This window comes from Advenella faeciporci (assembly GCF_014652395.1).
Taxonomy (GTDB): domain Bacteria; phylum Pseudomonadota; class Gammaproteobacteria; order Burkholderiales; family Burkholderiaceae_B; genus Advenella; species Advenella faeciporci.
In genome coordinates, this window is the sequence record NZ_BMYS01000001.1 from 94,920 (window position 1) to 114,057 (window position 19,138).

Genomic DNA, 19,138 nt, shown 5'->3' on the forward strand with positions numbered 1-19,138 from the left:
GTTAATTCTTGTAACGGATTAGGGCTGCAGGCAGTATGTTTGCCAGTGGCTGCGCTATTTCTTTGGGGGTACAGTAGCAATCACAACTTCCCCATCTTCTTTGGTAAAAGGGGCTTGTTGCTCAGCCGGCAAAATTTCCAGCACCACTTCAGACGGACGGCACAAACGCACCCCATTGGCAGTGATCACAAATGGCCGATTCAGCAAGACAGGATGTGCCTCTATGGCATCCAACAACTGCTCGTCGGTAAGATCCGGGTTTGAAAGCCCCAGTTCCTGGTACGGCGTACCCTTTTCCCTTAATGCCTCGCGAACGGTAAGACCGGCTTTGGCAACCAGGGATTTTATGGTTTCACGACTAGGCGGATTTTTTAAATACTCAACAATCACGGGCTCGATGCCTGCATTGCGTATCATGGCCAATGTATTGCGAGAAGTACCGCAAGCAGGATTATGGTAAATGGTAACGTTATTCATGGAGTTCCTTTATGGTGACTGATCATATATTTCAAGCTTGGAATAGCTATACATATTAACTGCCAGCTGGTGCATTAAAACTTTAAATGACTGTTAATCAACAAACATCAACTCCGGCAGTATACTATAATTCGATAATTATCGAAATATGGAAACATATAAACCATAAACAATACTGGACGCTTATGGAAACCAAAGATGCCGTAAAAGCCTTGTCTGCGCTGGCCCATGAAACCCGGCTTAAAGCCTATCGCCAACTGGTACAGGCTGGCTCTGCCGGTTTACAGGCCGGACAACTTGCTGACACGCTGGAAATGCCTCCCTCCTCCCTTTCCTTTCATTTGAAAGAATTGATGAATGCCGATCTACTGGAATCAAAACAGGAAGGCAGGTATGTCATTTACTCGATAAAATTCCCGTCCATGTCAGCACTACTGGATTTTTTAACTGAAAACTGCTGTGCCGGAGATCGCTGTTAACAAGCACACTGACTTTATTCAACAGGAAATAACGTGTTTACATCCATAGCAATTTTTATGGTGACTATTGCTTTAGTCATTTGGCAGCCCCGTGGCTTGGGCATCGGCTGGAGTGCCTCTTTGGGGGCCTTATTGGCACTGCTGTTTGGTGTCATACAAATAAGCGACATTCCGGTCGTGTGGGATATTGTCTGGAATGCAACCGCCACCTTTATTGCCATTATTATTATCAGCTTATTGCTGGATGAAGCCGGTTTTTTTGAATGGGCAGCCCTGCATGTTGCCCGCTGGGGCGGCGGCAAAGGTAAATTCCTGTTCGGTCTGATCATTTTGCTTGGCGCCGCCGTTTCCGCCTTTTTTGCCAATGACGGTGCCGCCCTTATTCTTACTCCTATTGTTATGGCCATGCTGCTAGCCCTGGGGTTTGGAACGGGTGCGACCCTGGCATTTGTCATGGCCGCCGGCTTTATTGCCGATACGGGCAGCTTGCCTTTGATTGTTTCCAATCTCGTCAATATCGTTTCCGCTGATTTTTTTGATATCGGCTTTGCCCGCTATGCCGCTGTCATGGTACCGGTTAACGTTGTGTCGGTGGCAGCAACGCTACTGGTTTTACTTTGGTATTTTCGAACCAGCATTCCCGCTACCTATGATCGCACTCAACTTAAACGCCCAAACGATGCTATTCGTGACATCACCACCTTCCGCGCAGGCTGGTGTGTGCTGGCCTTGCTGTTGATCAGTTTTTTCATTCTTGAAGACGTTGGCATTCCGGTTAGCGTGATTGCCGGTATCGGCGCAGCTATCCTGTTAGTGATGGCTGGTCGCGGACATGTGATTAGTACCCGAAAAGTCATGCGTGAAGCTCCCTGGTCTATTGTGATTTTTTCTTTAGGCATGTACCTGGTTGTTTATGGCATGCGCAATGCCGGGCTAACTGATCATATCGCAACACTTTTGAACTGGCTGGGTGGCCAGGGGCTATGGGTTGCGGCTATAGGAACCGGATTCCTCACGGCCTTACTGTCTTCCATCATGAACAACCTGCCTACCGTGCTGGTGGGTTCCTTATCGATTGAAGCCAGCCAGGCCACCGGTGCCATTAAGGAAGCCATGATTTACGCCAATGTTATTGGCAGTGATCTTGGACCTAAAATCACTCCTATCGGCAGCCTGGCTACTTTGCTGTGGCTGCATGTTCTGGCCCGAAAAAACCTGACAATCACCTGGGGCTATTACTTCAGGGTGGGCATTGTGATAACGCTACCGGTTTTATTGGCAACCCTGGCGGCCCTGGCCTGGAGATTAGGCGCAGGCTAAAGAGAGAACAGCAGGAAAAACCATTACAGTAACAAAGCTCGGGATCTTACTATCTGTCATATTTGGCATTATTTACTAATAAAAATTAAATTGATACGATATAATCCCGTGCAGAAATTTCAATTATCAAACTATTTCCGGGATAACCAACCATGCACCCTGTGATCGCTAAAACCCTAGGCGGACTATCGTTAAGTTACTATATCCGTCAATTTATATTTGGCCTGATTTTTCCGGCTTTGTTCCTGTTCATGCAATCACAAACCACACAGCCCACATCAATCGGGATGCTTGTTTTTTTAGTCATTTCAACCTTGCTTTATCCTTACTCCCGCTTTGTTTATGAAAGCATCATAGACTTCATCATGGGGCAAAATGTTTTTTTTATTAATACCGTTGTGATGCTAATTACGAAATTGATAACGATGCTGTTATGCTGGGTATGCGCAATTTTCATTGCGCCTGCAGGTCTGGTGTATTTGTATTTTTACCATAGTAAGCAACAAAATAACAGGTAACAATAACCAGACATAACAGGCAATCAATTAATATTACCGCCTCACTTCATATTTCAGGGATACCTTTTCATGGCGCCATCGCTGTTCGATTATGAAAGCCATTTAGAAGCCTGTGCAAAACAGGATGAGCAAGCCTTCAAAGCCCTGTATCAGCAGGAATCCGCGCAAATGCTGGGGCTGGCCATCAGCATGCTTGGCGATCGCGCGCTGGCCGAAGATTGCCTGCACGACACTTTTGTACAAATCTGGCGGCATGCCCGGCGTTTCCAGCGTGCGCTGGGTAGCGGGCGTGCCTGGATCTACAGCATTCTGCGCTACCGTGCCCTTAATCAATTGCGCAACCACGGCCGCTACACAGAACTGGATGATGAGTTTATTGAACGCCTTGCCGACGATAGTCCCCAGGCCACCGAACTGTTTGAGCAGAAAAGTGAAGAGAAACTGCTAAACCGCTGTTTGCAAGGTATCGACCGTAACCGCAGACACCCCATTTTACTGGCCTTCTATCATGGGCTGACCCATGAACAAATTGCCAGCCGCCTAACCATCCCACTGGGTACCATTAAAAGCCGTATTCGCGCCGGACTTCGCGCCTTACAGGAGTGTTTGCAAGCATGAATACCCAACACCCCGATGAACTTCGTACCTTAATTGGCGAATATCTGCTTGGCCTGCTTGATGAAGCGCAAGCCCGGGAAATTCACGATCTGATTGAAAGTGATAAAGACGCCGCCAAAATGGCCCTGCAATGGCAACAGCATTTTCTTGAACTTAGCGACCAGCTGCCGCCACAAACACCCTCGGCCCAATTATGGCCACGCCTGCAGAAAAGTCTTGGCCTGGACGCCCCCGTCAAACGGGCCAGCCCATGGAAAACATGGTGGCAAAGCCTGGCCGCCTGGCGTTTGGCCAGTGCCGCGCTGGCGTTTGCCTTGCTGATTGTTATTTTGCCAGAACTGTGGCAAAACGACATGTCCACCAACCGTTATACCGCTGTCCTGCAGCCTCCGGGTGAATCTGCCCAGCCCGGCTGGGTCGTGCATATTGATCAAAGTGGCGGCCTGCTGCTGGAGCCCCTGAACGATCAACCCATCCCGGCCAACCGCTCCATCCAGTTCTGGACCTTGGTTGATCCGGCCCTTGGTCCACGCTCTTTAGGTTTGGTGGAGCCGGGCAAACCACTGCAACTGCCCGTAGAAAAAATTGGGGCCGTCCAGGCCGGACAGCTGTTTGAACTGACCCTGGAACCGGAAGGCGGCTCTCCCATTAACCGACCAACGGGACAAGTACTTTATATTGGCAGGGCAGTCATGGCCGCTCTCAATTAAAACGGTTTTTACATAAAAGTCACGATTGGGAAATTTATTTTCCAATCGCGACATCCAAGGCATTCTCTCGCGGGTATATATACCAGGTGCTTTAACAAAGTACCGGCAAGGTTGATATTTTTCAGCCTTGCATTCATACCAAAAAACACTGAGAGAAATTTTATGAACATGCGTAAAACCCTGTTTTCGATTACTTTAACCGCTGGCGCAAGCGCCCTTTTGGCAGGCACCGCCAGTGCTGCAACCCTGCTGGCCCTGACTGCCGATGGCCAACTTTATAAAATTGACACCAACAACCAGAAAATAACGGCCAACATGGCTGCCAGCAGCCCAAGCCCTCTGCGCGGTTTTGATATACGCCCCGCCAATGGCAAGCTTTATGCGTTGGGCAACGACCATCAGCTATACAACATTGATCTGTCCAGTGGCGCCGCCAGCAAAGTAGTGAAACTGAACAAGGAATTGCCAGGCAGCGGCCAGGCCGTGGTTGACTTTAACCCTGCCGCTGACAAGCTGCGTTTGCTGGCTGACGACGGCACCAGCTTTCGGGTTAATGTAGAAACAGGTGAAGTCGCTGTGGATGGCAGCACCGTCTATGCGGCAGATGGCCCTCATGCCGGCAAAAAACCCAATATCGCGGCCGGCGCTTACACCAACTCTTATGCGGGCACCAAAAGCACGGCCCTGCATACCATTGACCTGGCCAACAATAGCCTAATGTTGCAGAACCCGCCGAACGACGGCATTCAGCAACCGATTGGCAAAATTGCAGATGACCTGAAAGCAGTGGCCATGGATATTCACAGTGATGGCAAAGGTGGCAATACCGCCTACCTGCTAACAGGCTCCACCCTGCATGTACTGGATCTGGGCACTGGTAAACCCAACACCCTGGGTAAAATAGATGGCCTGCCAGGCAATGTCATTGATATTGCCGTGCTGCCAGGCATGTAAGCTTAAGAACGGAAACGCCTTTGGGCGTTTCCGTTTCACACTATTTTTCGGAGAGCAGGGAAAACCCACCCTAAAAAAACACCCCACTTGCCTCGAAGTCTGCCGCCTTAAGACAGCTTTTGACTAGTGCAGGAATAAGCGGCCTTGGATCATCATGACGATAATGCAGGCAATAATCCAGTTTTTCCAGCCCATAACGGCTTTTGAGCAACACCAGTTTTTGTTGGCGCACCAGCCCGTTTGCCAGGCCCTGGGGTAAAAACCCAACACCGGCTCCTTCCAGGAGAAGCCCTGCCACTACACCCCACTGGTTGCATATCAGGGTGTGGCCAAATTTCACACCTGAACTTTCAAGCCAGCTATCCAGAATGTGTGTGGCACCCGAACCACGAGGCAGTGTGATCAAGGTTAGCTTTTCTACTGATGCGAGCTCCAGTAACGGCAAACGGCGGGCAATATCGGGCCGGGCACACCACACAAATGATGAACTGCGCAAAGGGATAGAAGTCAGCCCCGGCCGCCTGGCATGGCCCGCAATCACGGCCACGTCCAGCTCTCCTTTTTCAAGCCTTTCGGTTAACGCCTGGCCAATATCGGTTAACACACTAATCGCCAGCGCCGGATGCTGCGTTTGCACTTGATGCACCCAGGCCGATAACCAGGTAATGGACGCCAGTTCACCTGAACCGATTCGACAACGCCCCTGTAAACCCGCGTTTGCCAAAACAATTTCCTTTAGTGCTTGCGCCTGCTGCAACAAGGCAATGGCATGGGGCAGCAAGCGTTCCCCGGCATCGGTCAAGCTGGCTTTATGGCCGCTACGGTCAAACAGGGGCTGGCCTAGTGACACCTCCAGTTCGGCCAGGCGCTTGGACAACGATGATACCGTCAAATTCACCCTTTCTGCCGCCACCGCAAAACTGGGACTACTGGCCGCCCAATAGAATGCTTCCAATTGTTTTAATGTCATTATTGAATAAAAGAAAACAAGTTATTACGATATTAATCGCTTTTTTATTAGCAGCAATCATTTTACAGTGACTCATCGTAAACATATTCATATTGTCCAGGTAAGCCCATGAAAGCATCAGCCCATCACACCCCACCCCTGCAAAACACATCCAGCAGTGCATGGACAGCCTTTAACGGTGCCAACACCAAAAGCAAACTGGCAAACATACTTTCCCTGGAGGATTTTGAAACAAAGGCACGCGCTTATTTACCCAAAGCACTTTACGGTTACATTGCCGGCTCGGTTGAAACCCGCCAAAGCTGGAAAGACAACTTCAATGCATTTGAAGAATGGGGCTTTGTGCCACGCGTACTGCAAAATGTCGCACGGCGCAGCCAATCAACCACACTGTTCAACCATGAATGGAGCTGCCCTTTTGGCATCGCCCCCATGGGCATTGCGGCCCTTTCCACCTATGACGGCGACCAGGTCATGGCCCGGGCAGCGGCACAGGCCAATATCCCTTTTATTTTAAGCGGCTCTTCACTTACCCGCCTTGAAAGCATCATGGAGGTTGCCCCCAACAGCTGGTTTCAGGCGTATTTACCGGGTGAGCAGCAGCGGATAAATGGACTCATTGCACGAGTCAAAGCCGCTGGCGTAAAGACACTGGTTATCACCGTTGACATACCCGTGGCCGGCAACCGCGAAAACAATATCCGCGCCGGATTTTCAACCCCCTTAAGGCCCAGCAACCGCTTAATTTGGGATGGACTGACACACCCACGCTGGTTACTGGGCACCTTTTTGCGCACCTTGATGGATGGCGTTCCTCATTTTGAAAATTCTTTCGCAGAGCGTGGTGCTCCCATTATTTCACGCAATGTAGAACGGGATTTTTCCAACCGGGAACACCTGGATTGGGGCCATATCGAAAAAATCCGTGAGCAATGGCCTGGTCATTTAATCATTAAAGGCATCTTGAATGCGCAAGATGCCGCCCTTGCCAAAGCCAAAGGTGCTGACGGCATCATTATTTCCAATCACGGTGGCCGCCAGCTTGATGGCGCCGTTTCACCGCTACGAGTCTTGCCCGATGTTGTCCAGGCCACCGGCAAGCTTCCCGTTATGCTGGATGGCGGTATCCGCAGGGGCAGTGATGTGCTCAAAGCCCTTGCATTAGGGGCCAAATTTGTATTTCTTGGGCGCCCTTTCAATTTTGCCGCGGCTACGGCTTCACAGGATGGGGTTAACCATGCCATTGCGCTACTGAAAGCCGAAATTGACCGCAATATGGCTATGCTGGGCGTGAATCAGCCTGAAGAACTGGGAGAGGCGTTTCTTATGCGCTTATATTGTGAATGCCGAGGCCGTTACCAGCGCATTGGATACTGCCGTTGACACCGCAGACATGATGACTTGGGTATGCCCAAATACGCTTGCGCGTTTGAACAGGTAGCTGCTCCCCCCCTGTCCCTGCCTTATGCCTGGGGGCTGATGCTGGCAGGAACATAAAAAACAACGGCAAGCGCTGTTTTCCTGACAAATATCAGGTCAAATGTATTTTATTAAGATATTAAGTATTGATATAAAATACCTTAATCCGTATGATATGCAAATATAGTAAAAGCACAATTTCAAAATACCTGTATTTTCCATAGCATTACGCAATATCAAGGAGACACAAATGAAAACAGTTAGTCCTGTCCGCAGAGCCCTGATAACCACCCTTCTATGCAGCAGCCTGTTCATGATGCCATCCATGGGAATGGCCAACAACAATTACCCAACCGGCCCGGTGACCATGATGGTGCCTTATCCGGCGGGTGGTCCCAGTGATTCGATTGCCAGGGTCTTAAGCGGGCCTATTGGCAAACAGCTAGGTGTTCAGGTCATTGTGGAAAACCTGGGTGGCGCCACCGGTTCCATCGCTGCTAACAAAGTACTAAATGCCAAGGCTGATGGTAGCTATTTCTTTCAGGGAACCGCCAACGAGCTGATTTTGCCACCCCTAACCAATAGTGCTATCAAATTCAAGCCGAACGACTTCCGCAGTGTTCATCCTATAACCACGTCAAACCTTGTGTTGCTGGTAAAACAGGATTTGCCGGTTAATAGCGTTGAGGACTTTATTGCACTGTCTAAAAAACGGGCTTCCAGCACACCCCTGACTTATGGTTCGGTGGGTGTAGGCTCCCTTTATCACCTGATCTCGGACCGGCTTTCCCAAACCCTTAATGCAAACCTGGTCCATGTTCCCTACCGTGGAACCACTAACGTAATGCAGGACCTGGCAGGCGGGCAGATTGATTTTGCCATCCAGGCATTTTCAAAAAACATGAAAGATATGGAGAAAGAAGGTCGCTATAAAATTATTGCCGTCCTTTCAAAAGAAAAGCCCGAAATCCTGCAGGAATACCCCATCCTGAGTGACGCCAAAGGCTTTGAAGACTTCAACTACTTTACCGGATCTTCCTATCTGGTGAAAAAAGACACGCCGGAACATATTGTTGAAAAGCTGAATAAGGCCATTTCCGCTGCCGTACAGGAACCGGAGGTTAGAAACGCACTGGGAGCCGATGGCCGTGTTGTTGCCAATCCAATGACGCCTGCACAAGCCAACGATTTTTACCAGGCAGAAATCCGGCAAACTGAAGATGTCATCAAGCAAACCGGCTTTAAGGGAAATTAAGCCAGACCATTTCAGCCACAGCAGGATAAAGAATGAACAGCCATACAAACTATATACAGGCGCATTTTGACGAATTTGCCAAAATCCGCCACGATATCCACCAACACCCGGAGCTTGGCTTTAAAGAACATCGCACCAGCCACATTGTTCAGCAGCTACTGAAAGAATGGGGTTATGAAGTCCATACCGGTTACGGCACCACCGGTGTTGTGGGCGTGCTAAAAAAAGGAAACAGTAATAAAACCATGGGCATCCGGGCCGACATGGATGCCCTGCCCCTGAAGGAAACCACCGGGTTGCCCTATGCCAGTGTGCACGACAATATCATGCATGCCTGTGGCCACGACGGTCATACCACCATGCTGCTGGCAGCCGCCAAATACCTGGCTGAAAAAGGTGAGTTTTCGGGCACATTGAACCTGATTTTCCAGCCTGCCGAAGAAAGCCTGGGCGGCGCCAGGAAAATGATGGATGACGGTTTATTCAAGGATCACCCCTGCGATGCCATTTTTGGCATGCATAACGCACCCGGTTTTCCGCAAGGGCAATTGCTGTTCCGTGACGGGCCAGCCATGTCTTCTTCCGATTACGTAACCATAACCATTACCGGTGTCGGCGGGCACGGTGCCCACCCGCATCTGGCCAAAGACCCGATTGTGGCGGCAGCCAGTATTATTATGGCGCTGCAAACCATTGTCTCACGTGAAGTAAACCCCAGCCAGCTGGCCGTTATCACCATTGGCGCAATGAATGCCGGCCATATCAATAACGTGATCCCCCAACAGGCCGTCCTGGAGCTTTCCGTTCGCGCTCTCAATGCCGAGGTTCGCAGCTTACTGGAAAACCGCATTAAAGCGCTGGTCAACGCACAAGCCGAAAGTTTTGGCGTAAGGGCGGATATCCACTACGAACGGGGCTACCCGGTACTGGTTAACACGCAGACAGAAACCGACTTTGCCCGCCAGACAGCCATTGAGTTTGCCGGCCAGGACAATGTCGTGCTTCAGACACCTGCCCGGCTGGGTAGTGAGGATTTTGCCTTCATGCTGGAAAAAGTGCCTGGATGTTATTTGTTTATTGGCAATGGTGAAGGCAACAAAGAAGGTGCCTGTGCCGTTCATAACCCTAATTATAATTTTAATGACAAAAACCTGGTAAATGGTGGCGCATTCTGGGCCTATCTGGCAGAACGCTACCTGAGCCATGCCGGTTAACCGGCCTGATTCAAGCCTGTTTTCAATTAATATGCGCCTATTCTTTGCACGGTTTCAAGCAACATGGGCGCGTATTTTTTTTCAAACTCATCCAGGCTTATTTCTGACTGGTTAATGGCCAGCTGGATGGCCGCAAGCGGGTATCCATGACGGTCCAGCAAGGCAGCACCAAGGCCCAGTTCACCATAAACAAACTGTTCTTTAGTGAGCCCATAGCCTTTTTTTCCCGCCAATTCAATTTCATTCAAAATCACCTGCCGGTCAAGCACGGTATGATGGGTAAATGCGATGAATTCCGAACGGTCCAGAATATCATCACGCTGTCCGGCATCAAGACAGGCCAATATTGACCTGCCACCGCCGCTACAGTAAATAGGTACCCTCTTGCCCAATAATGAAGAAGAATAATACTCTGACTTATATTGATGACGGACTGCATAAACCGTTTCAGTATCATCAAACAGGCTTAGGCTTACACGACAGCGGCTAAGCTGGCATAACTCAAACAGATGCGGATTCACCGTCTCGATAAAAGCATCGTTCCTTAAAAAATGAAACGCAAGATCCAGCACTTTCAGGCTTAATGAATAACGACGGCTGGACTCATTTTTATTGATATAACCCAACGTTTGCAAAGTATGTGTAAAACGCTGCACCGTACTTTTATCAAAACCGGTCAGCCTGCAAATATCCATCAGGCTTAACTCTCTTTCACTTTGACTGGTCTGTTCAAAACACTTCAGTACATCAAAGGCCTTGCCCACTGATTTAACAACAAGCGCGTCATCTTCTAATAATTTTTTCTTGGTCATTATATGTAGAGTTGAACAAATAAGTACAGGTAAATTCTGAGCCGGGAAGTTCTAGTATAAAGGATGTGCTTACTTCGGACTAGCAAAGACTGCCAAATCGGACCTGATCACATAAATTCAAAAATCGCGAATTGCCAGAGCCTGCCAACTCCACTTAAAAAAGAATTAAAAACCAGACTGCCACTCTCCTGTAGAATCCCCTTATCTTGTCACGACTTTACTTGGATTGCATGCCCTCCTCTCAACGTACCTCCCTTTTATTTGCCTTTGCCATTATTGCCGTTGCCTTAAACCTGCGCCCCGTGCTGGCTTCGATCAGCCCGCTACTTGACAGCATTCAGGCAGCAACCCAGATGAGCAACACTGCCGCCAGCCTGTTAACCACTCTACCCATTTTTGTCATGGGTGTGTTTGCCTGGCTGGGCAAATTTCTACGTGGTTTTTTGGGAGAAAAGCAAGGCATTGCACTGGGTTTGTTACTCATTACCCTGGCCTGTCTGGCTCGCTTTCAATGGATAAGTACGGGTGGTTTACTATTAACCGCCGTTGTGGCCGGAGCAGGTATTGCCATGATTCAGGCACTCGCACCCAGTATCATCAAACGAATTTTTAATACTCACGCAAACCGGGTCATGGGGCTGTACACGACCGGCATTATGGGTGGTGCGGCTTTTACGGCTGCAGCGGTGGTTAAACTGGAAGACATCACCCATTTATCCACGGCATTGGCTATCTGGACCATACCGGCGCTTTTCACCTTGCTTGCCTGGCTACTGCTAACAGACAAAAAAAACCAAAAACAAGCCGAAGTCAGCGTCAATAATCATACGCATACAAGGCAAGGCTCTTTCCTGAAACAGCCACGTGCCTGGGAATTAATGATTTATTTTGGCATTTCAACCGGTGCCTATACCCTGGTGCTGGCGTGGTTGCCCCCTTTTTATACTTCTTTAGGCATGAAAGCCGCCAACGCCGGTTTTCTACTGAGTGGCATCAGTGTAATTGAAGTGCTTGCCGGTTTAACCGTTTCGGTTTTTACCCACCGTGTTAAAGACCAGCGTTTCTTGTTAATTGGGGTTTTGTTTTGCCTTGCGTTGGGTTTGTTATGTTTAATATTTGCACCCTTAACGTTGGTTTACCCGGCCATTGTTTTACTGGGCATTGGCCTGGGCGCCATCTTCCCGCTATCGCTTATTCTTACTTTAAGCCATAGCAAAGAACCTGCCCGCGCCGGAGACCTTGCCGCTTTTGTTCAGGGTGGTGGCTATATGATTGCCAGTTTCCTGCCTTTATTTGCCGGCATTGTTCGTGATGTGTTTGCGGATTTGACTTATGCCTGGGGATTAATGCTGGCAGGAACAGTCTTGCTCATTTTGATGAGCTGGCGGTTTTCCGAACGGTCTTATCGGGAGGGGTTGTAAACCCAACAATAATGGATACTCTCGTACGCGCTCCCACGCTAGGAGCTTGGTAGCTAGCCAAACGCACACTCGTTCCCATGCTCCCGCATGGGAATGCATACATTTTTCAGCCGTATTTAACCAAACACATTTTCTTGAAGAACAAAATAATAAGCCTGGCCTGACAGTAATGAAACTAGGGAATTTCCCAAGTGGTTCCTCAATAATCATTTGAATTTTTTCTTGTATTGTCAAGGTTTTGAAATTATATGCTTTTCATTACTTCCCACATGAGCTTTTATTTTTGTTAAGACGACCATAACTAAAACAAAAGGGACGGAAAAAAATTACAACCCTATGATTTAAATAATAAAAATCAATAGGAGACAGAAAATACAAAAAATAACACGCAGAACCTTGTTGGGTACATTAGCGGGCATGGCCTTTGCCATAATGCTGCCGGCGCAAATAGCAATCGCTTCCCCAACCACCTACCCAAACAAATCCATCCGCATGGTTATTCCCGGGCCACCCGGCGGTGCTACCGATATTATTACGCGCTTGGTAAGCGCCGAACTCAGTAAAGAACTGGGCCAAACCGTGTGGGTAGACAACAAGCCCGGGGCAAGTGCCAACATTGGGAATAATATTGTCGCCAAGTCTGACCCTGATGGTTACACCCTGTTGTTGACCTTTACCGCCATTGTGCAAGCTCCGTGGTTATACAAGAATATTCCCTACGATGGCTTAAAAGACCTGATACCCATTACCCAACTGGCCCGCTCCGCAGACCTCTTCCTGGTACATAAAGATTTGAATGTAAATACACTGGAAGAGTTTATTGAGCTGGCCCATAAAAATCCAGATAAATACGCTTACGGCACTTATGGCAATGGTACCTCATCACATATTCATGGCGAACAATTCAAACGCGTTAAAAATATTGAAATGATGCATATCCCTTATCGTGGTGCCAGTCCGGCCTTGCAAGCCCTGCTGGCTGGCGACTTGAATGCGGCATTTATTGACATTACCACTATGACCGCCTACCTGGATTCTGATAAATTCAAAATACTGGCCGTGACCGGATCAGACAGACTAAGCACTCTGCCCAATGTGCCCACCTTTACCGAAATGGGTATTGAAGGTTTTACTTCTAATGGCTGGCTGGGTATTTTTGCGCCCGCAAACACCAATCCTGAAATGGTGAGCTTCATCAGTAAAAAGCTGGATAAAGTTATGGGATTACCAGCCGTCCAGCAGCGCTTCAAGGACTTTGGCTTGCGCCAAGTACGCAACACCCCACAGGAATTCAAAAGTATTCTGCTGAAAGACTACGAAAACTACGGAAAGATTATTAAGGCAGCCAATTTAAGGATTGATTAATAGACATCAATTTAAAGCATTGATGAGTCACCATGAATGCAAAGATGAAACCAATCACTCATCACATAAAGGAATGAAAGTGCAACAAAAAAGAAATCCTTATTGGCCCAATGGTATTCCGCATAATATTACTGTACCGCAAGTAACCTTACCCCATTGCTTACTCACATCTGCCCAACGTTTCCCCAATAAAACAGCCATTGTTTTTTGTGAAAACACCTTCACTTACGCAGAGCTGCAAACCCATGTGGACAGCATGGCCGCTTACCTGCAGAAAGCCTTGGGTGTACGCAAGGGAGACCGGGTATTGCTATTTAGCCAAAATTGCCCGCAGTTTGTGATTGCCTATTATGCCGCCTTAAGCATTGGGGCGGTGATTGTGCCTGTTAATGCCATGTGCACCACCGAAGAGGTACGCTACTTCATGGAAAACAGCGACGCTGAATATGCTTTTGTGGCACGTGAATTGGTTGACGCCGTTTTGCCCTGCATGCAAACAGAAAAAAGCAAAGGTTTAAAGCATATTGTTGTGCATATCTATAAAGACATGCAGACCAAGCTGGACAGTCACGATATCCCTGCGTTTATCAAGCAGGATTACGCCCCCATTAAGCGTCCTGATGTCCATGATTTCCAGACTATTCTGATAGAAAAACGCTATCAGGCCGGTGCACTGGAAACATCACCACATGATTTCTGCGTCTTGCCATATACCTCTGGCACCACCGGTAAAGCCAAGGGTTGCATTCATACGCATTTCACCATGCTCAGCTCTATTTATGGCTCCACCATGTGGCGTAACATGCATTCGGAATCGGTCACTCTGGCGGTGGCGCCCATGTTTCACTTGCTGGGTATGCAAAACAGCATGAACATTCCCATCTTTCTGGGTTCAACCGTTATCATGATGCCCCGCTGGGATGCCGGCCTTGCCGTTAAACTTTGCGCCAGGCACCGCGTTAGCTCATGGACAGCACCCCCGGCCATGGTCCTTGACTTCTTTTCCCACCCATCAGCCCAGGGGGCTGACCTTTCCAGCCTGAGCCTTCTTACCGGTGGTGGTGCAGCCATGGCCGAGTCGGTTGCTTTAATGCTGAAAGAACGTTTCGGCATTGTATATAACGAAGGTTATGGCATGACAGAAACCGCTTCTTTCCTGCACTGCAACCCACTGAATCACCCCAGACGTCAATGTCTGGGCATTGAAACACAAGGCGTGGACAGCCGTATTGTTGACCCGGTTACCTTGAAAGAATTACCACGCGGTGAAATAGGCGAACTGGTTACCAGCGGTTCACAAATCATGCTGGGGTACTGGAAAAATCCAGAGGCGAATGAAGAATCCTTCTTCGACATGGATGGCAAACGCTTTTTCCGTACCGGTGACCTGGCGCGTATTGATGAAGACGGTTATTTTTTCATGACTGATCGTCTAAAACGCATGATTAATGTATCGGGGTATAAGGTTTGGCCCAGCGAAGTGGAAAACACCATGTACGCACACCCGGCGATCCAGGAAGTATGCATTGTGGGCATTCATGATGAAAAACAGGGCGAACAGGTCAGGGCGCTGGTGGTACTGAAAGATGGTATTGTGGCTGGGGAAAAAGAGATTATTGCCTGGTCACGTGAACATATGGCGGTTTACAAAGCCCCACGTAGTGTGGCATTTTTTGATGAACTACCCAAATCAAATACCGGTAAAATCATGTGGAGAAAATTGCAGAATGAGCAAAATGCGGAAGCTATTACCTTGAAAAAATAAACGATACCAAAGGAAAGGTTTAGTTGCTGGCTTTGAATACCCTGCTAAACGAAAAGTCAGTATCTTTACTCCCCTCTCATAAGACCAGTTGAATATGCCTTATCCAGCGGTAAATACCAAAAAATCACTTCTGGATCCCGCTGCTTTTCTTTAGCGATTTGCTCAATAGGACTTAAAAGTTGTGGAATAAAATGACCTGAAAGGGTTATTGGGAAGAATCATATAAATAATCACAGTCTCACAAGTATATTATTTTTTGGGTAATTACAAATATGTACGACATTATCGGTGACATTCATGGCTACGCAACGCCCTTGCGCAATTTACTCACTCTTATGGGTTATCACGAAATAAACGGCGTATGGCAGCACCCTCAGCGCAAAGCCGTTTTTCTGGGTGACTTTGTTGACCGTGGCCCCGAACAAGTAGAAACTGTTCTACTGGTACGCGCCATGGTTGAAAACGGCCATGCCTATACCATTATGGGCAATCATGAATTCAATGCTGTCGCCTGGGCCACCCCTCACCCACAGCAGCCCAATGCATATCTGCGTCCGCACACCCCTAAAAACCAGCGCCAGCACCAAAGCTTTCTGGACCAAGTCGTTGAAGGCAGTGAACTTCATGATGAAATAGTGAAATGGTTTGCAACCCTGCCTTTGTATCTGGAATTTGAGGGTTTTCGGGTCATTCATGCCTGTTGGCATACCCCTTCGTTGCAAACACTTTCCCCTTATCTCAATGAACAGGCTTGCATCAAATCCCAGGCATGGGAAGTGCTCACACACAAAGATACGCCAGCGTACCAGGCGGCTGAAACCATCCTGAAAGGACTGGAAATTGCCTTGCCAAGCGGGCACGAATTTTTTGACAAAGACGGAAACGTACGTAAACATATTCGTACACAATGGTGGAAAAGCGAATATCTGACTTACCGGGATCTGGCTGAAGTGCCGCCTGATATACTGGAAAAAATACCCCATGACCCGATACCTGCTGACTTGATGCCTGGCTATAACCCTGACAAACTATTGTTTGTTGGTCATTACTGGAGAACCGGCACGCCAGCCCCGCTGAGCGACCACATTGCCTGTTTGGATTACAGCATCGCTGCAAAAAAAACAAGTGGAATGCAAGAAAAGGGGAAACTGTGTGCATACCGCTGGAATGGAGAAAATGTGCTGACCCAGGATGGGTTTGTCTGGGTCAGCTAGATGCTAACATCAGCTGCAAAAAACCTTATCCGCCACGGGACTCATACCCTTCTCCGCCTTCGCTTTTCTTCAACAGCAACACTTTAAGCGCATCGATCTGTTCCGGTAACCAGGAATCAATCCCGGTCACTTCAATCCAGGCGTTCAGATAATGCCCGGGCGCATAAACATGACCATATCCCATGGGCACCGTATCGGACAAGGGCATGTCGATAAGTATCTGCAGCATGCTGACGACGGGATACCATTTAAGGAGCGGTGAAACATCAGGCCCTCTTGGCTTTTTCATCCAGTCGGCTTCCTGATAAAGCAGACCCTTTTCAAAAAAGGTAATGGCATCACTGGCATACTGCAAGTAAACAAAACGCAAATCACCCCATGGAACATCTTTGGCGTTGGGCATGCCATCCTGGTTCATAAACCGTACGAACCTGCCATCCTCAAAAACCGGCAGCCATTCTGTTGACCCGGCCTCCCGGTTATTCGTTAAAGAGCGCCACAATTCACTTGGAAACGGCGGTCCGCTCCAGACAGCGCCATTAATCGGATCACCCAGAATATCCAGGAACGTGAATGAGCGCTGGGAGTTGAAGGCGCCAAGACTTAACCCATGCAAATACAATTCGGGCCGCTGGCTGGCGGGAAGCTCTTTCCAATAGTCATAAACCGTCCGAAATAGCGCCTGCGCGGATTCCAGGCCGCTTTCAGGCTGGAAAACCAGTGACATCGGGCTATTCAAATAAGAGTACTGTAAAGCCACACTGGCCACATCACCATGAAGCAAGTACTCCAGCCCATCCATGGCTGAAGGATCTACCCAGCCTGTGCCGGTTGGCGTAATGATGACCAGTGTTGAGCGATCAAAAGCCTTCACGCGTATCAGTTCATCCAGCAATAAGCGCGCACGTTCCATGGGACTGTCCGCCACCTGCAAACCGGCATAAAGCCGTATGGGTTCAAGTGCATTTTGACCGGTAAATGCGGTAATATCTGCTGCGGTAGGGCCCGATGCCACGAACTCTCTTCCTGCCCGCTCCGCGATAAGCGGTTGGGGACGGTCAGGCTCTAACAGTGCATCGTATTGCTGAAAAGACCGGTCTAAGGCCCGGAATGTATATTCAACCAAAACACCGTTGGTTAATGTAATGATGAGAAACACCGCCAGCACCACACCTGCCACCAGAGAGACCCGACGCGGGAAGCGTTGATAAAATTTGCCTGCCAGCATTTTACCAAACAGGATTAGCCCACGGGATATCAATAACAAAATTGCAAAACAGATAATGGCGATAACACTGACACTTAATGGATACCCGGTTTCCAGGGGCTCCATATTCATGACGCTTCGAATTGAATTCTGCCAGGTTTTGACATGATAAAGAGCCGTTGTTATTAAACCCAGACAAGCAACGATGGCAACCGGCCTTACCACCCTTAAACTGCCTGAAGACAAGCCTGGCAGTTCAAGGTAACGGTAAACACTGCGTAAAACAACGCCAATGCCATAACCCGCACCAAAAGCAAAACCGGAAAGCATCCCCTGCACCACCTGGTTTCGTGGAATCAGGCTGGGTGTCAGGGATGCGGCAAAAAACAATACACCCAATATAAGTCCAAATCCGCCTATAGATCTGAAAAAATTTCGCATTTTATTTGAATCTTTGTAAGTATTAGATCTTCAGTCTTATGGGATGTATGACTGAATGCTATTTTCTGCCTTTGCCAGCGCAGTTACCGCTTGATTTTTTTGTAACAGCAAGTATAACCAAATACAACGGCCGTAACCAGCTGCAATTATATGTGCAAAATTTTGATAAAAGTGTGAAATATTTTTTTATGGTCGACAGTAAGTTGTCATCCTCTTTTGAAAAGAGAGTTAGAGGATAACGAGGTTTGAGACTCTAACTGATCTGGGCACATGAAGATTTCGGCTACTGGTCGTTGTTGTTCATATTTATTCTTTTTATCTGATTTTTAATTGGGCTGAAATGCGGCCAACACCAATAAAACAATAAAAACAATAATTAAAACTTTTGGAAATGAAAGTCCTGTCTTGTTTTTCTGTGCACCGGAAACATTTTGAGCACTTATGTAAACTTACCTTAAATTGGCACAGATTTTTTTCTGAAAAATAGAAGACGACCTATTCTCCAAAACAGGTAAAAAGGCAACTCTTGCTTTGCCAGGAAATGCTCATCTCGTAAGCTGCCTGACCAAGCGCAGCTGTTCAATGCCAACGGAAAAAATTCAGAACAGATATCATGCGCATGAGGCCAGCAGCTGTCATTAGCAAAAAATAAAATGCCTGCTGTATAGGCCAAGCAGGCCAGGCCACCAGCCAGCCCCAATACCACTCCAAACAACGACTATCCCCACATTCTGTGGTACCGCCAATCTTTATTAAGTTATACACCATTACCCGTTACCTTTCCTCCGCACGAGAACACATAAACGTATAAAATTTGTTTCCAATTTGCTACCAAGACCATAACCAAAAAGGCATAGTTTTATTACTTCTTTTTCAATTGACACAAAAGAATGATTCTTACTAAGATCAGCATGCTTCAGTAAGAATAATTTTTCATTTTAATTGAAGCTTAAGATATAAATTATTCTGTTATTACGTA

16 protein-coding genes are annotated in these 19,138 nt (G+C 48.0%); 12 read left to right on the forward strand and 4 right to left on the reverse strand.

Annotated features, from left to right (window positions below; translation table 11 throughout):
• Positions 1–54: 54 nt before the first annotated feature.
• Entirely contained in the window at positions 55–477 is a 423-nt protein-coding gene (arsC, locus tag IE074_RS00445) for an arsenate reductase (glutaredoxin) (RefSeq protein ID WP_189383474.1), read from the reverse strand.
• Between the two features lie 185 nt (positions 478–662).
• Here arsC and IE074_RS00450 point away from each other — a divergent pair, with 185 nt between their 5' ends.
• From IE074_RS00450 to IE074_RS00470, 5 genes are all read left to right on the forward strand, one after another.
• Entirely contained in the window at positions 663–956 is a 294-nt protein-coding gene (locus tag IE074_RS00450; protein WP_189383475.1) for an ArsR/SmtB family transcription factor, read from the forward strand.
• A gap of 33 nt (positions 957–989) precedes the next feature.
• On the forward strand, positions 990–2,276 hold the full coding sequence (locus IE074_RS00455) for an arsenic transporter (RefSeq protein ID WP_189383476.1): 1,287 nt from the start codon (positions 990–992) through the stop codon (positions 2,274–2,276).
• A gap of 587 nt (positions 2,277–2,863) precedes the next feature.
• On the forward strand, positions 2,864–3,412 hold the full coding sequence (locus tag IE074_RS00460) for a sigma-70 family RNA polymerase sigma factor (RefSeq protein WP_189383477.1): 549 nt from the start codon (positions 2,864–2,866) through the stop codon (positions 3,410–3,412).
• Positions 3,409–4,122, forward strand: a complete 714-nt coding sequence (locus IE074_RS00465; RefSeq protein WP_189383478.1) for an anti-sigma factor — start codon at positions 3,409–3,411, stop codon at positions 4,120–4,122. The genes IE074_RS00460 and IE074_RS00465 overlap by 4 nt, the downstream gene beginning before the upstream one ends.
• A 162-nt stretch (positions 4,123–4,284) precedes the next feature.
• Positions 4,285–5,076, forward strand: coding sequence for a DUF4394 domain-containing protein (locus IE074_RS00470; protein ID WP_229793832.1), 792 nt, complete (start codon positions 4,285–4,287; stop codon positions 5,074–5,076).
• A 70-nt stretch (positions 5,077–5,146) separates the two neighbouring features.
• Here the strand turns inward: IE074_RS00470 and IE074_RS00475 are convergent, their stop codons facing one another.
• Positions 5,147–6,046 (reverse strand): LysR family transcriptional regulator, encoded by a 900-nt coding sequence (locus IE074_RS00475; protein WP_189383479.1) that lies wholly within the window; start codon positions 6,044–6,046, stop codon positions 5,147–5,149.
• 108 nt (positions 6,047–6,154) lie between these two features.
• Here IE074_RS00475 and IE074_RS00480 point away from each other — a divergent pair, with 108 nt between their 5' ends.
• The 3 genes from IE074_RS00480 to IE074_RS00490 all read left to right on the forward strand — a co-directional run bounded on the left by IE074_RS00480 (position 6,155) and on the right by IE074_RS00490 (position 9,934).
• Positions 6,155–7,429: an alpha-hydroxy acid oxidase gene (locus IE074_RS00480; protein ID WP_189383480.1), complete on the forward strand. Its 1,275-nt coding sequence runs from the start codon at positions 6,155–6,157 to the stop codon at positions 7,427–7,429.
• 286 nt (positions 7,430–7,715) lie between these two features.
• Entirely contained in the window at positions 7,716–8,720 is a 1,005-nt protein-coding gene (locus tag IE074_RS00485; protein WP_189383481.1) for a Bug family tripartite tricarboxylate transporter substrate binding protein, read from the forward strand.
• A gap of 32 nt (positions 8,721–8,752) precedes the next feature.
• On the forward strand, positions 8,753–9,934 hold the full coding sequence (locus IE074_RS00490) for a M20 aminoacylase family protein (protein ID WP_189383482.1): 1,182 nt from the start codon (positions 8,753–8,755) through the stop codon (positions 9,932–9,934).
• A 26-nt stretch (positions 9,935–9,960) separates the two neighbouring features.
• Here IE074_RS00490 and IE074_RS00495 read toward each other — a convergent pair whose 3' ends face one another.
• Positions 9,961–10,746, reverse strand: a complete 786-nt coding sequence (locus IE074_RS00495; RefSeq protein ID WP_189383483.1) for an IclR family transcriptional regulator — start codon at positions 10,744–10,746, stop codon at positions 9,961–9,963.
• 230 nt (positions 10,747–10,976) lie between these two features.
• Here IE074_RS00495 and IE074_RS00500 point away from each other — a divergent pair, with 230 nt between their 5' ends.
• The 4 genes from IE074_RS00500 to IE074_RS00515 all read left to right on the forward strand — a co-directional run bounded on the left by IE074_RS00500 (position 10,977) and on the right by IE074_RS00515 (position 16,511).
• Positions 10,977–12,167, forward strand: coding sequence for an MFS transporter (locus IE074_RS00500; RefSeq protein WP_189383484.1), 1,191 nt, complete (start codon positions 10,977–10,979; stop codon positions 12,165–12,167).
• Positions 12,168–12,563: 396 nt separating this feature from the next.
• Positions 12,564–13,532: a Bug family tripartite tricarboxylate transporter substrate binding protein gene (locus tag IE074_RS00505; protein WP_189383485.1), complete on the forward strand. Its 969-nt coding sequence runs from the start codon at positions 12,564–12,566 to the stop codon at positions 13,530–13,532.
• A gap of 79 nt (positions 13,533–13,611) precedes the next feature.
• Positions 13,612–15,297: a long-chain-fatty-acid--CoA ligase gene (locus IE074_RS00510; protein WP_229793833.1), complete on the forward strand. Its 1,686-nt coding sequence runs from the start codon at positions 13,612–13,614 to the stop codon at positions 15,295–15,297.
• A gap of 272 nt (positions 15,298–15,569) precedes the next feature.
• Positions 15,570–16,511, forward strand: coding sequence for a metallophosphoesterase (locus IE074_RS00515; RefSeq protein ID WP_189383487.1), 942 nt, complete (start codon positions 15,570–15,572; stop codon positions 16,509–16,511).
• Between the two features lie 25 nt (positions 16,512–16,536).
• Here IE074_RS00515 and IE074_RS00520 read toward each other — a convergent pair whose 3' ends face one another.
• Entirely contained in the window at positions 16,537–18,159 is a 1,623-nt protein-coding gene (locus IE074_RS00520) for an alpha/beta hydrolase (protein WP_189383488.1), read from the reverse strand.
• Between the last annotated feature and the right edge of the window lie 979 nt (positions 18,160–19,138).

Coding starts and splice junctions, on each gene's coding strand:
- arsC (WP_189383474.1), bottom strand. CDS start 477: ATGAATAACGTTACCATTTACCATAATCCTGCTTGCGGTACTTCTCGC.
- IE074_RS00450 (WP_189383475.1), top strand. CDS start 663: ATGGAAACCAAAGATGCCGTAAAAGCCTTGTCTGCGCTGGCCCATGAA.
- IE074_RS00460 (WP_189383477.1), top strand. CDS start 2,864: ATGGCGCCATCGCTGTTCGATTATGAAAGCCATTTAGAAGCCTGTGCA.
- IE074_RS00465 (WP_189383478.1), top strand. CDS start 3,409: ATGAATACCCAACACCCCGATGAACTTCGTACCTTAATTGGCGAATAT.
- IE074_RS00470 (WP_229793832.1), top strand. CDS start 4,285: ATGAACATGCGTAAAACCCTGTTTTCGATTACTTTAACCGCTGGCGCA.
- IE074_RS00475 (WP_189383479.1), bottom strand. CDS start 6,046: ATGACATTAAAACAATTGGAAGCATTCTATTGGGCGGCCAGTAGTCCC.
- IE074_RS00480 (WP_189383480.1), top strand. CDS start 6,155: ATGAAAGCATCAGCCCATCACACCCCACCCCTGCAAAACACATCCAGC.
- IE074_RS00485 (WP_189383481.1), top strand. CDS start 7,716: ATGAAAACAGTTAGTCCTGTCCGCAGAGCCCTGATAACCACCCTTCTA.
- IE074_RS00490 (WP_189383482.1), top strand. CDS start 8,753: ATGAACAGCCATACAAACTATATACAGGCGCATTTTGACGAATTTGCC.
- IE074_RS00495 (WP_189383483.1), bottom strand. CDS start 10,746: ATGACCAAGAAAAAATTATTAGAAGATGACGCGCTTGTTGTTAAATCA.
- IE074_RS00500 (WP_189383484.1), top strand. CDS start 10,977: ATGCCCTCCTCTCAACGTACCTCCCTTTTATTTGCCTTTGCCATTATT.
- IE074_RS00515 (WP_189383487.1), top strand. CDS start 15,570: ATGTACGACATTATCGGTGACATTCATGGCTACGCAACGCCCTTGCGC.
- IE074_RS00520 (WP_189383488.1), bottom strand. CDS start 18,159: ATGCGAAATTTTTTCAGATCTATAGGCGGATTTGGACTTATATTGGGT.